The 12,936-nt window shown below is 29.0% G+C and carries 11 protein-coding genes; 5 read left to right on the forward strand and 6 right to left on the reverse strand.

The window, feature by feature from the left end; genetic code table 11:
- Positions 1–33: 33 nt before the first annotated feature.
- Together selB and selA are read right to left on the reverse strand one after the other, a co-directional pair.
- Positions 34–1,839: a selenocysteine-specific translation elongation factor gene (selB, locus tag L8X97_RS02900; protein WP_263662580.1), complete on the reverse strand. Its 1,806-nt coding sequence runs from the start codon at positions 1,837–1,839 to the stop codon at positions 34–36.
- The gene (gene selA, locus L8X97_RS02905) at positions 1,832–3,163 is read right to left on the reverse strand and encodes an L-seryl-tRNA(Sec) selenium transferase (protein ID WP_263662581.1); all 1,332 of its coding nucleotides are present in this window, start codon (positions 3,161–3,163) and stop codon (positions 1,832–1,834) included. The genes selB and selA overlap by 8 nt, the downstream gene beginning before the upstream one ends.
- A 90-nt stretch (positions 3,164–3,253) precedes the next feature.
- On the opposite strand from selA, the gene L8X97_RS02910 reads away from it, so the two are divergent.
- A complete protein-coding gene (locus L8X97_RS02910) occupies positions 3,254–4,906 on the forward strand; it encodes a 4Fe-4S dicluster domain-containing protein (RefSeq protein WP_133319766.1) in 1,653 nt (550 codons plus the stop codon).
- 86 nt (positions 4,907–4,992) lie between these two features.
- Here L8X97_RS02910 and L8X97_RS02915 read toward each other — a convergent pair whose 3' ends face one another.
- Genes L8X97_RS02915 through modA form a run of 3 tightly spaced genes read right to left on the reverse strand, consistent with a single transcriptional unit; the run spans position 4,993 to position 6,973 of the window.
- A complete protein-coding gene (locus L8X97_RS02915; protein ID WP_263662210.1) occupies positions 4,993–5,847 on the reverse strand; it encodes an ABC transporter ATP-binding protein in 855 nt (284 codons plus the stop codon).
- The gene (locus L8X97_RS02920; RefSeq protein WP_263662211.1) at positions 5,841–6,230 is read right to left on the reverse strand and encodes a hypothetical protein; all 390 of its coding nucleotides are present in this window, start codon (positions 6,228–6,230) and stop codon (positions 5,841–5,843) included. Before L8X97_RS02920 ends, L8X97_RS02915 begins: the two co-directional genes overlap by 7 nt.
- The gene (gene modA, locus L8X97_RS02925) at positions 6,227–6,973 is read right to left on the reverse strand and encodes a molybdate ABC transporter substrate-binding protein (RefSeq protein ID WP_263662582.1); all 747 of its coding nucleotides are present in this window, start codon (positions 6,971–6,973) and stop codon (positions 6,227–6,229) included. The genes L8X97_RS02920 and modA overlap by 4 nt, the downstream gene beginning before the upstream one ends.
- Before the next feature lie 211 nt (positions 6,974–7,184).
- Here modA and L8X97_RS02930 point away from each other — a divergent pair, with 211 nt between their 5' ends.
- Genes L8X97_RS02930 through L8X97_RS02940 form a run of 3 tightly spaced genes read left to right on the forward strand, consistent with a single transcriptional unit; the run spans position 7,185 to position 10,879 of the window.
- Positions 7,185–7,871, forward strand: a complete 687-nt coding sequence (locus tag L8X97_RS02930) for a VacJ family lipoprotein (protein ID WP_133319762.1) — start codon at positions 7,185–7,187, stop codon at positions 7,869–7,871.
- A 9-nt stretch (positions 7,872–7,880) separates the two neighbouring features.
- Positions 7,881–8,450 (forward strand): ABC transporter substrate-binding protein, encoded by a 570-nt coding sequence (locus L8X97_RS02935; RefSeq protein WP_258108135.1) that lies wholly within the window; start codon positions 7,881–7,883, stop codon positions 8,448–8,450.
- Positions 8,450–10,879: an efflux RND transporter permease subunit gene (locus L8X97_RS02940; RefSeq protein ID WP_263662583.1), complete on the forward strand. Its 2,430-nt coding sequence runs from the start codon at positions 8,450–8,452 to the stop codon at positions 10,877–10,879. Before L8X97_RS02935 ends, L8X97_RS02940 begins: the two co-directional genes overlap by 1 nt.
- A gap of 61 nt (positions 10,880–10,940) precedes the next feature.
- Here the strand turns inward: L8X97_RS02940 and rdgB are convergent, their stop codons facing one another.
- Positions 10,941–11,558, reverse strand: a complete 618-nt coding sequence (rdgB, locus tag L8X97_RS02945) for an RdgB/HAM1 family non-canonical purine NTP pyrophosphatase (protein WP_263662584.1) — start codon at positions 11,556–11,558, stop codon at positions 10,941–10,943.
- Positions 11,559–11,634: 76 nt separating this feature from the next.
- Between rdgB and L8X97_RS02950 the strand changes: the two genes are divergently transcribed.
- Positions 11,635–12,936, forward strand: a complete 1,302-nt coding sequence (locus L8X97_RS02950; protein WP_263662585.1) for an MFS transporter — start codon at positions 11,635–11,637, stop codon at positions 12,934–12,936.

Raw genomic sequence — 12,936 nt, forward strand, 5'->3', positions numbered from 1 at the left:
TTTTTGCACATTATAAAATGTAATCTTTAACACTTAGATTTTTAATATTCTTTTTTCCTCTATTTTTTTAACTTGAGGGTAGTTTTTATCAAGATATTCTAAATAAGCTATGGCATATTTTCTCGAAATTTTAAAATGATTTTTAACAAAAGCTACATCTAAATGATGATTTTGTAAAAGTTTTAAAAACTCTTGCATGAGATTTTCAAGAGTATTTTTTTCTATAAAAAGATTATGTGCTAATCTTTTGACTTTGTTTTCTTTGGTGAGTTTTTTTAAGATAAGATCTCCATTTTTCCTATCAAGCTCTAAATATTCATAAAGATTGTAAGGTGCGGTAGGTTTTATACCTTCTTTTTTTAAAATTTCATAAAGCTCACAATGAGCCTTTTCTTGTAATTTTTCAAAATCTTGTCCTTTTAAAAACCATATGCCATCTTTAAAATCTAATTTTTCTTGCATTTGCTTGAGTGTATAAGCGCAAAAGCTCTCACTTGCCCAGCTAAGCCTTAAGGCGATAGAATGAGGCGAGATTAAAGCATAAGGATTTTTAGAGAAAATAAAATCAATAAATTCTTTCAAAGTTTGCATAGCATTTAGATCATATACATTTAAAGCTTGCTCATCGACAAAAACATGATTTAAGCTTTTTGCTAGGTTTAGGGCTTGCTCATGAGTGAGTTTAAAGCGTTGATAGCTTGAAAGTAATCCAAAGCCAAGTTTGTGAGTTTGTTTTAAAAACTCAAATACCTTTTTTAAATCTTTTTGTTCTAAAAGTGCTAAATACTTAGCTTTTATATCTTTTTTTAAAGGCTCACTTACCGCATTAAGAACCACACCACCGCTTTTAATACGCCCATTTTCAAGCAAGATGAATTTATCATCAAAACACAAAGGTAAGCTTTTATCAAATTCTAAGTTAATATAAGTTTTATCTTCAAATTCTTTGATTACACTAATTTTTGTATTAAGCTTTTTTGAGCCGCTGCAAAATTCTAAAATACTTCCGTGTTTAATCTCTGCATTAAAAACAACCCCATCGATACTTTTAAAGCTTTTAAAAACACCTTTTTTACTTAATATATAGCCTTTTTTTAACTCATGATAATCACAATTTAAACTCAAAGCAACTCTATTATAAGCTTTTGCTTCTAAAACATTTTCTTCATGAATTTGTATGTTTTTTACAATGATATCTTTTTGATTTTCAAGGCAAAATATTTTTTCATTTTTGCTTATTTTTCCTTCATTTAAACTCCCTGTTACTACCGTTCCTATACCTTTTAGAGAAAAAACCCTATCAATGTAGTATCTAAAAATCAAATTTTCATCATTTTCTTTAGGCTTTAAACTAAGTAGATAGTTTTTTAAATTTAATATACTTTGCTCATCATAAATGCTAGTTGGAAAAACTTTTAAGATATTGATTTTAAAGGCTTTTAATTCTTTTAAAAGCTCTGCTTGCTTTTGTACTAAATCCTTGCATAAATCAACCTTACTCAAAATAAGCACTACATCTTTTACGCCTAAAAATTCCAAAACCCTTAAATGCTCTATACTTTGAGCCTTTAAACCCTCGTTTATATCTATGACAAACATACACACTCTAAAGCCAAAAGCACCACTTATCATAGTTTTAATTAAACTTTCATGCCCAGGCACATCGATAAAAGCAATATTTAAATTTTCACTTTTTAAATTTGAAAAGCTAAGATTGATCGTAATGCCTTTTTCTTGCTCTTCTTTTAAATCATCGCCTTCAAAACCATTTAAAGCTTTAATAAGCGAAGTTTTACCATGGTCAATATGCCCAGCAGTGCCTATGATGATACTATGCATGAAATACCTCTTTAATAATGCTTATTATTTTATTTAAATCTTTTTCTAAAATACTTCTAAAATCTAGCACAAAATGCCCATTTTCAACACGGCCGATTACGCCTTTTTTTCTAAATTTTTCTTGTAAAAGCAAAGCTTTCTCATCAAAACTTAACACAAAAGTATCTAAGCTTTTATCAGGCATAGAGCCACCACCTACTAAACTTTTAGAAGCTTTTAACTCACATTTTATAGGAATTTTTTCTTTGACAAAGAGTGCTTTTTTTTCTATGGTTTTTAAATCATCATTTAAAAGTTTTAGTGTGGGGATTTTTTCATATTCTTTTTCTAAGTAAGCTTTGGCAGTTTCATTTAAAAAAGCTAGAGTGATTTTATCAACCCTTAGCATTCTTAGAAGTTGATTTTTCTTTAATTGTTGAATGTATTTTTTCTTTCCAAGTATAATGCCTGCTTGAGTAGAACCAAAAAGTTTATCACCGCTAAAACTTAAAATATCACAATGTTTTAAAAGCTCTTTCACACTCGGCTCGTTTTTACTAAGTTGTTTATTAATCTTTTCACACCAGCCAGCACCCAAATCATAATAAGATATGAGTTTTTTCTTTTTTGTCAAAGCGTGAATTTCACTTAAGCTTACTTCTTCAAAAAATCCTTTAAAAGCAAAATTAGAACGATGGGTTTTTAAAATCATTTTAGTATTTTCATTGATAGCTTTTTCATAATCATATAAATGAGTTTTATTAGTCGTGCCTATTTCTTTTAGTTTAACCCCAGCTGCTAGCATAACTTCAGGAATTCTAAAATTTCCCCCAATCTCAACTAACTCACTTCTTGAAGTAATAACTTCTTTATTTTTTGCTAAGGTGTTTAAGATCAAAAATACAGCTGAAGCGTTGTTATTAACAACCAAACAATCTTCACAATTAAATAATATTTTCAAATTTGCACTAAGTGCGTCATACCTTGAACCTCTTTTGCCACTTTGCATGTTAAACTCTAAATTAGAATAAGAGCAGATGATTTCTTTAGTTCTTTCAAAAATACTCTCATCAATAATGCTACGACCAAGATTAGTGTGTATGATAACTCCACTAGCATTGATCAAACTTTGACTTTGCATATTTAAAAACTCATCAATGCTTTGAGCAATTTTACTTAGCAAATCTTGTAAGCTAAAATTTAAATTTTCATCTTTACTTAGTTCTTTTTTACAATTTGAAACAACTATTTTTGCAAAATGAGATCTTAAATACAAAGGATAATTAGCCAAGTTTTCATCGTTTATAAGTGTGTTTATGGGTGGAAAATTTCTAAATTTGTTCATCTTAAACCTTAAGAATAAATTAGTAAAATTATAACTTTTTTATAATGAAATTTATATAATTAAGATTAAAAAAATTTAAAAGAGAGTGTTATGAAAGATTTTGTATTTTTAGAAAATGAAGATTTAATTCCTTTAAGTGATGATATTAGCATAGTTCAAAAAGCCTGTAATGAAGAAGTTTTTATAGGAAATTCAAAGCTTTTAAATCCTGAAGTTTATGCACCTGAGATTAATTTTTACCTTAAAAACTCACAAGATGATGTGCTTAAAAAAGCCAAAACTATTGAGTCCTTATATAAAATTAGATCTAAAGTTTATGATTTAGGGCTTGATTTAGAATATACCAAAGAAGTGGGTAAAAATGTAATTATTGTAAGCAATGAGGATCAAAATGAGCTTATTGAAAGCTTAAAAAAACAAGAATACAAGGTTTTAAAACTAAGTAATGAGCAATGTTTGGGTGTTTTGGGTTGTGTAGGTGAGCTTTGCGTGATAGCTTTAAAAGATAATGAGCAAGTAGAGATTGATTGTGATTTTTTCTTATATGATGTAAAAAAAGAAAGTTTTGATCAACAAAGTGGTTGCTATGATTTAACCACCTTAAGTCAAGAAGAACTTATAAAACTTTTAAATTCTAATTCTCCAAAATATAAATTTAGAAATTATATTAGTTATGATGATAGCATTTGTCAATACCATGAAAGAAGAAGTATTCATTGTGGAAAATGTGCTGAAATTTGTCCTAGTGTGGCTATTTTAAAAGATGATGAGCAAAGAAAATTAGAATTTTCTCATGTGGATTGTTTAAGCTGTGGTGATTGTGTAGGGATTTGTCCTAGTGGAGCGCTTGATTATGCACCTATGCCACGCAATAGCTTTTATGAAATTTTAAAATTTTATGAAGATAAAATCATTTTAATAATCCCTGAGAAAATGTCTATAGAAAATTTAAATATCACTTTAAAAGAAGATGTAATGCCTTTTATGATTAAAGGCGAGAATTATCTTGATCAAGCACATTTTTTAGCTATGCTTCAAACAAGTGGTGCGAGTGTGATTTTTTATAGTGATGGCTTATCGCAAGGTGCTTTAGAAGTGATAGCTTTGATGAATGAAATTTTTCAAAGAAAATTTAAACAAAACGCAATTTTTCTAGCTAAAGATGAAAAAGAACTTTTAGAGGCTATAAATCAAGCACATTTTATAGAAAATCTCAAATTTATATCTTATAACCCTGCGCTTTTAAAAAGAGAAGATTTTGCTATAAGATTAAGAGAGCTTATAAAGGAAGAAAATTTAGGCAATATCCCAAGTAAAGAATGGATACGCTATGGAAAAATCACCATCAATGCAGACACCTGTACTTTATGTCTTTCTTGTGTGGGAGCTTGTAATGTAGGAGCTTTAGTGGCTGATACTAAAGATAATTCTTTGAAATTTAACGCAAGTTTATGTACTACCTGTGGGTATTGTGAGGCAAGTTGTGCTGAAAAAGATACTTTAATGCTTCAAAGAAGTGGGATAGATTTGGAAAAAGAGTATTTTTCTTTTATGGTTTTAGCTCAAGATGAACTTTTTGCTTGTGTAGAGTGTGGGAAAGAATTTGCTACTAAAAAGGCCATTGAGAAAATTGCTAGCATTATGAAGCCAAGATTTATGGGTGATGAAGCTAAGATAAAAACACTATATTGCTGTGCTGAATGTAAAGCAAAAGTAATGATACAAAGTATGAATGTGCTTTAAGCCAAAAGGCTTAAGCACTAAGTTTTAGCTTGTATTAAAAATTTTATATAATTTTTTAATATACAAGTTAATTTAAATTATAGTTTTTATACTTTGCTTAAATTTAGCGCAAAAGCTTTTTGGCTCAAAAGCACTTCATCGTTTTCTTTAAAATCTTTAGCTTCTAAAGGACTTAGTGTTACTTGGCTGATTTGATTACCTATGGCAAGTATGGCTATAAATATGCTATCTTGTTTTTGTAGTTTTAAAATGCGTGCTTTTATGGCAAATTTTTGCGAGCCTTGTGTCTTTAAAAAAACTTCATTAGGCGAGCCTTCTTTGATGATGGCTCCATTTTCTAAAATGATGACTTTATTAGCTAGTTTATAAACTTCACTTACATCATGGCTGATTAAAATAGTAGTGATTTTATAAGTTTTATGTATATTTAAAAGATAATCATGCAAGTGTAGTTTTATCTCATTATCTAAGGCGCTAAATGGCTCATCTAAAAGTAAAAGTTTGGGTTTTTGCATAATGGCTCTTGCTAAAGCTACGCGTTGTTTTTGTCCCCCGCTTAGTTCTAAAATATGACTTTTTTTGTGTTTGCTTAAATCTAAAAGTTCTAAAAGTTCATTAGCAAATTTTAGATCTTTTTTGGCAAAAAGTAAGTTTTGCTCTACATTCATATTTTCAAATAAAGCATAATCTTGAAAAACAAAGCCAAGTTTTCTTTTTTGTGGGCTTAGAAAGTTTTTATCATCAAAAAATATCGTATTATTAAAAGTGCAAATTCCTTGTGCTTTTTCAAAACCTGCTAAAATTCTCAAAAGCGTAGTTTTGCCACTACCACTTTTTCCAAAAATAGCACAAAATTCTCCTTCTTTAACTTCAAATTTAACCTTAAGTTTAAATTCTTTTTCTTTATTTTTAAAGATTTTTTCAAAGTCAAGTTTTAGCATAAATACTCTTTGATAAATAAAGCACTAGGATGTACATAAGCAAATACAAAATCATTTTTTTGATAATTTTGCTCTAAAAACTCATGGGTGCTAATTTGAGCTTCGAAAGTGCAAATTTCATTTTCTAATCTTACGATAGTGATGATTTGTCCTTGAAAAATATCAATGATTTTTGCATAAAAGGTATTTAAAAATGAATTTTCTAAATTTTTTTTACTAAGCAAGCACTCGCTACTTTTAAAAGCTAGTAAAACTTCTTGATCAATGCTTGCTTTTTCATCAAGTTCTAAAGCAAGCATAAATAATTTATGTTTATTTATAAGAAATTCTACCCAGTTTATATTTTCATGATTTTTTATAATATTTATTTTAGCTTTAATCATGGGATATTATAGCCATAAGCTTTGAAAATTTCCTTAGCCTTTTTGCTTAAAATAAAATTATAAAATTTCTTAGCTTTAGCATTATCTTTACCATAAGAAGTGATAACAATGCCTTGATTGATTGGTTCATAAAGCTTTGGATTGATTAAAATATAATTTTTTCCTTCTTGGAGTTTATAAGATTTTAGCGTATCTTCATATAAAGCACTTGCTGCTATAAAACCCACATCGGCTGCTTTTAATGTTTGAGTAAGTGCTTCTCCTATGGATTTTGCCTCGATAATTTTAGTTTTTGTTTGCTCATAAATTTTAGCATTTTGTAAAGTTTCTATACTAGCTTGACCATAGGGAGCAGCTTTGGGATTAGCTATGGTGATGATTTTTACTTTTTCTTCTTTAAGCGTGTCTAATCCTTTGCTTAAATCCATTCTAACACTTAGTAAAGCTAAAGCTCCTTGAGCATAAATAACAGGTTTTGTACTAGCAAAATTATCTTCATACAAACTTTGTGCAAATTTCATATTTGCAGCCATAAATATATCAAATGGCGCTCCATTTTTGATTTGCGAAACTAAATTTCCACTAGCACCTAAGCTTACATTGATACTAATATCAGGGTTTTCTTTTTGAAATTCTTTTTGTAAGGCTTTAAAAGCGTAAGCTACATTTGCAGCTGCAGCGATATTTACATCAGCACTATAGCCAAAAATACACAAAAAAAGTAGGGTAAAAATTTTTTTCATTTTTTATCCTTTTAATAGTAAATTTTAAAAAAATTATAGCTTATTTTTAAAAGCAAAAATAAATTTATATTTTTTGCATATTTTCTAAGACTTATTTCATAAGTAAATAAAAATTACTAATTTTTTTTAAAGAATATTTTTAATGTAAAAATTTATTTTAATTTTTGTATAATATAAGATTTCAATTTATGAAATTTTAAAAGGAAAAAGCTTGTTAAAATACATACTAACTTTGTGTTTATTTTTTAACACTTTGATTTTAGCAAATGACTTTGAAGATTTTGAACAAGAATATCAAAAAAAAGAAGTCAAAGATAGCTTTTATACCTACAATAAAGCTATGAGTAAATTTAATTATGATCTTTATACTTATTTTTTAAGACCAGTTGTGCTTTCTTATAAAAGCATTACTCCAAGTTTTATAAGAACAGGTGTAAAAAATGCTTTTGATACCACAAGATCACCTTTTAGATTTATTAATCATCTTTTAAGTTTAGAATTTAGAAAAGCTGGTGAGGAATTTGGAAGATTTTGTGTGAATGTGATTTTTGGATTTGGTTTGTTAGATAGTGCGAGTAAAACTCCTTTAAAAAGTTATGAAGCTGATTTTGGAACGACTTTGGGCAAATGGGGAGTAGGTAGTGGACCACACTTAGTGCTTCCACTTTTAGGTCCTTATAATGTAAGAGATGCTTTAGCTTTGCCTGTAAATTGGTTTATGGTGCCTGAGGGGTATATTGAGAATTTTTGGGTTGGTGTGGGTGTAAATGCTGCATTAAAACTCAATGAATTAAGTTTTGAGTATGAAAAAATAGATGATATTTACCAAAATAGTGTAGATTATTACATTTTTATACGCGATGCGTATGAACAAAGACGCCAAGAACTCATCAAATAAGGAGATAAAATGAAAAAAATCATAGCTTTGTTTTTTAGCGTAGTATTTGCTTTTGCTTTAAATTTGCAAGATATTTCTAAAACCATGCAAGAAAAAATTGATGAGAGCTTAAAAATTCTAGATCAAAATAAAAACGATAAAGCTAAAGCAGCGGAAAAAATCTTTGCTTTATTTGATGGTGTTTTTGATTATGAACTTATGGCTAAACTTAGTCTTTCTACAAGATATGAAAAATTAAGTGAAAATGAAAAAAATGAATTTAACAAAGCTTTTGAAAAAAACCTTAAAAAAAGTTTCACAGATAAGCTTGCTTTGTATGATTCTCAAAAATTAAAAGTGATTAATTTAGAAGAAAAAAATAAAAGAGCCTTTTTAAAAACTTCTATGATAGTAGATGGTAAAGAAAATTTTGTAATCTTTAAATTTTATGATAAAAATAATGATTGGCAAATTTATGATGTGGATATTTTTGGTATAAGTATTATACAAACTTATCGCTCACAATTTAAAGATGTCTTACAAAATGGTGATTTTAAAACCTTGCTTGAAAAGCTTTCTAGTGTTGATTTTTCTAAATAATGCTAAGTAAAATTTTAAAAATCTTTCTTAATTTCCCAAAGCTAACTTTGGGGATTACTTTAATCTTTTGTATATTTTTTAGTTTTTTTGCTAAAAATTTAAGTGTTGATGCAAGTGCTGAAAGCTTGCTTTTAGAGCATGATGAGGGTTTAAAACTATATAGAGAAGTTTCAGCGCGTTATGGCAATGATAATTTTTTAATGCTTGCTTTTGCTCCTAAAAATAAAGATATTTTTGCTAAAGAAAATTTAGAAACTATCAAAAACTTAACCCTTGATTTAGAAAAAATCAATGGTGTGCAAAAGGTATTTTCTGTCGCTAATGCACCTTTGCTTGCAAGTTCTAAAGGTAAAGAGTTAAAAGAGCTTATCCAAAATATACCTAATATTTTTAGTCAAGATGTGGATATTAATCTAGCTAAAAAAGAAATTTTAAATCAACCCTTTTATAAAAATAATATTATCTCAAAAGATGGAAAAACAACGGGAATTTTGATTTATCTAGCACCTGATCTTGTTTATAATGACTTGATTGATTCAAGGGATAATGCGCAAAATGAAAATGAAAAAGAACATTTTAGAGCCTTGATTAAAAAGCACCAAGAAAGCTCAAGGGAATTTAGTGCAAAAAGATTAGAAGAAATTACTAAAATAGTATCTAAATATAGTCAAAATGGAGACTTTTTACACCTTGGTGGTGTTGAAATGATCGCTAATGATATGATTAATTATGTAAAAAGTGATTTAAAAATTTATGGACTTAGCTTAATAGGGCTTTTATTTATAGCACTTTGGTGGTTTTTTGGCTCTTTGCGTTTAGTGTTTTTGGCTTTGGGAATTTGTGTGGTTTCGCTTTTTACTTCAAGCGGGATTTTCGCGCTTTTGGGCTTTGATATTACTGTGGTGTCTTCAAACTATGTAGCTTTGGTACTCATTATCACTGTTTCTGTTGTGATACACTTAATCGTGCATTTTATAGAAAATTTACACAAACACCCAAAAGCTAGCGTTTATAAGCTTTTACTCTCAACCTTACTTGATAAAGCAAGTCCTAGTTTTTTTGCTATTTTAACCACGGTTGTTGGGTTTTTAAGTTTTGTTTTTTCAGATATTGAGCCTATTATCAAACTCGGTATTATGATGAGCCTTGGCATCAGTGTGAGTTTGATTTTAGCTTATATTTATTTTGCAAGTATTTTGGTATTAATGCCGCGTTTAAATTTTAAAGAGCTTAATCAAAATTCGTTGAAATTTTTAAGTTTTTGTGCAAATGTAAGTTTAAAACATAGAAAATTTATCTATAGTATAAGTTTATTTTGTGTAGCTTTTGCATTGTATGGAATTTTACAAATTAAAGTAGAAAATAGTTTTGTGAGTTATTTTAAAGATAGTTCTAGGATTAAACAAGGTTTGTTGATTATAGATAAAGAGCTAGGTGGAACTATGCCTTTAGATGTGATTGTCAAATTTAAGCAAAATCCAAAACAAAATGAAAGCTTAGATGAGTTTGAACAAGAATTTGATGATTTATCCAAAGATGATAGGTATTTTTTTAGTAGTGAAAAAACAAGAATAGCTGCTAAGGTTCATGAGTTTTTAAGTAAGCAAAAATATGTAGGCTCTGTGCTTAGCTTGCAAAGTTTGCTAGAGCTTGGAAAAAGCATTAATGATGGTAAGACTTTAGATGATTTTGCTCTAGCGTTTTTGTATGAAAATTTAGATGAGAATTTTAAAAAGCAAGTTTTAACCCCTTTTGTTAGTGTAGAAAATAATGAGTTGCGATTTAGCGTGCGTATGCTAGATAGTGATCCAAATTTAAGACGCGATGCTTTTTTAAAACAGCTTGAAAAAGACTTAAATGAGCTTTTGCAAAATGATAATGTAGAGGTTAAAATCAGTGGTATTATGCCTTTGTATAATAATATGCTTCAAAGTCTTTTTTCATCACAATTTGACACTTTAGCCTTTGTGGTGCTTGTGATTTTTGCTTTGTTTGTGGTGATTTTTAGAAGTTTTGTTTATGCTTTTGTGGCGATTTTGGCCAATCTCATACCTTTAGCTTTGGTGTTTGGCTTAATGGGTATTTTAAATATACCACTTGATATTATGAGTATTACCATAGCTGCTATTTGTATAGGAATAGGGGTTGATGATATGATTCATTATATTCATCGTTTTAAAGAAGAATTAAAACATAAAAGCTTAGAAGAGGCTATAAAAGCTTCACATATAGGTATAGGAAGTGCGATTTATTATACTAGTGTTACGATTATTCTAGGTTTTTTAGTGATGATTAGCAGTAATTTTATCCCGACGATTTATTTTGGTTTGCTTACGGTTTTAGCTATGAGCTTGCTTTTGTTTGGCTCGCTTTTTTTATTGCCAAGTTTTATTTTAACTTATCATTATTTTAAAGCAAAATTAAAATAAAGTAAAATCCAAATCACATAAACACCAAAAGCAATAAGCATATATTTTATAAATTGTTTCATCAATACTCCATTTTTTCTAATACCCTTAAGATATAAGTAGCAAACATTAGTGCTTGTGAGCGGTGTGAAATTTTTAATTTTACTTGCTCGTCTAATTCACCTAAAGTTTTATCAAAACCTTTTGGGATAAATAAAGGATCATACCCAAAGCCATTATTACCCCTTGGAGTATCAATAGCAAGGCCATGCATATATCCATGCGTGCTAAAATGTCCATATTTTGAGCTTATAGCTATGGCTGCAGTGTAAAAAGCTTTGCTTTGATGTAGATTTTTTTCATGTAAAGCTTGGATGAGCTTGTTTCTATTGGCCTCATCAGTGCCTTCTTGAGAGTATCTTGCAGAAAAAATCCCTGGCGCATTGTCTAAAGCCTCTACGCTTATACCACTATCATCGCTTAAGGTGATAAATTCATTTTGTTTTTTGCCTAAAGCATTAAAAATAGCTTTAGATTTTATCAAAGCATTTTCTTTAAAACTTGTGCCATCTTCGATGATTTCAAAAGGGGTGATGATTTCATTTAAGGCATAAATTTCATAAGTAGTTAAAAATTTTTTGATTTCTTCTACTTTGTGTGCGTTAGAAGTTGCTAGAATGATTTTTAATTTTTTCTTCATAAATTACTCTTTTTGTTTTGACTTTAAAAAAAGTTTATCAAAATCATAGTAAAATTATCCTTTATAAGGAGAAAAGATGTTAAAAACCGTTTTACCTTTGTCTTTTATTGTAGGAACTAGATTTTTTGGATTGTTTATAGTTTTACCGGTTTTAAGTTTATATGCTTTAAATTTAAAAGGAGCTAATGAGTTTTTAGTAGGGCTTTTAGTAGGTGTGTATGCTCTAACTCAAATGGCATTGCAAGTTCCTTTTGGTATTATTTCAGATAAAATAGGGCGTAAAAAAACTATGCTAATAGGACTTGTGGTGTTTATCATAGGTTCTTTGGTGTGTTCATATGCTGATGATATTTATACGATGATGTTTGGAAGGCTTTTACAAGGTGCAGGAGCCATAGGAGCAGTAGCTACTGCTATGATAAGTGATTTTATCAATGAAGAAAATCGTGGCAAGGCTATGGCTATCATGGGTTCATTTATAGGACTTTCTTTTGCAGCTTCTTTAGTGCTTTCTCCTTTAATGAGTGCTAAATTTGGACTTTCTAGTTTGTTTGATTTAAGTGCCATTTTAAGTCTAATTTGTATCGTGCTTTTATTTAGCGTTGTGCCAAAAGAGCATACAATAGTGCATGAAAATACTAAAACCCCATTGAAAAAACTTTTAAAAGAAAAAAACTTAGCTTTGATGAATCTTACTAATTGTATGCAAAAAATGCTTATGAGTATTGCGTTTTTAAGTATTCCTTTGGTTTTGGTGCATGAGTTTAATTATCCAAGTGAGAATTTATGGCATGTTTATGTTAGCTCTATGGTGCTTGGGTTTTTAGCTATGGGTTTATCAGGATCTTTGGGAGAAAAAAGAGGCTTAAGTAAAGAGATATTGCTTTTAGGTGTGGCATTTTTTATCATTGCTTATATTATATTTGCTTTTTCGCATAATGCTTTAGTGTTTATGGTGGGTGTTGTAGTGTTTTTTATAGGATTTAATTTACATGAGCCTATTATGCAAAGCTGTGCGAGTAAATTTGCTAAGGTAAATGAAAAAGGCGCAGCTTTGGGTGTGTTTAATGCTTTTGGCTATTTTGGAAGCTTTTTAGGTGGTGTCGTTGGAGGGTATTTTTTACACCATTTTAGTTTAGTTGCTCTTGCTTTTATTTTGATAGCTTTGTCTGTAATTTGGTTTGCGTTGCTTTTGTTTTTACAAAGTCCGGCAGATTTTAAAAATGTCTATTTATCTTTAGAAACAAAACATGATTTAAATATGATTAAAGGCATAAATGGAGTTTTAGATGTGTATAAAAACTCTAAATTTTTAGTGATTAAATACAATAAAAAACTTACAAGCGAAGAAGAAATTTTAGCGATTATTGGAAAATAA

Source organism: Campylobacter sp. CNRCH_2013_0671h (assembly GCF_025773055.1).
Classification (GTDB): domain Bacteria; phylum Campylobacterota; class Campylobacteria; order Campylobacterales; family Campylobacteraceae; genus Campylobacter_D; species Campylobacter_D lari_D.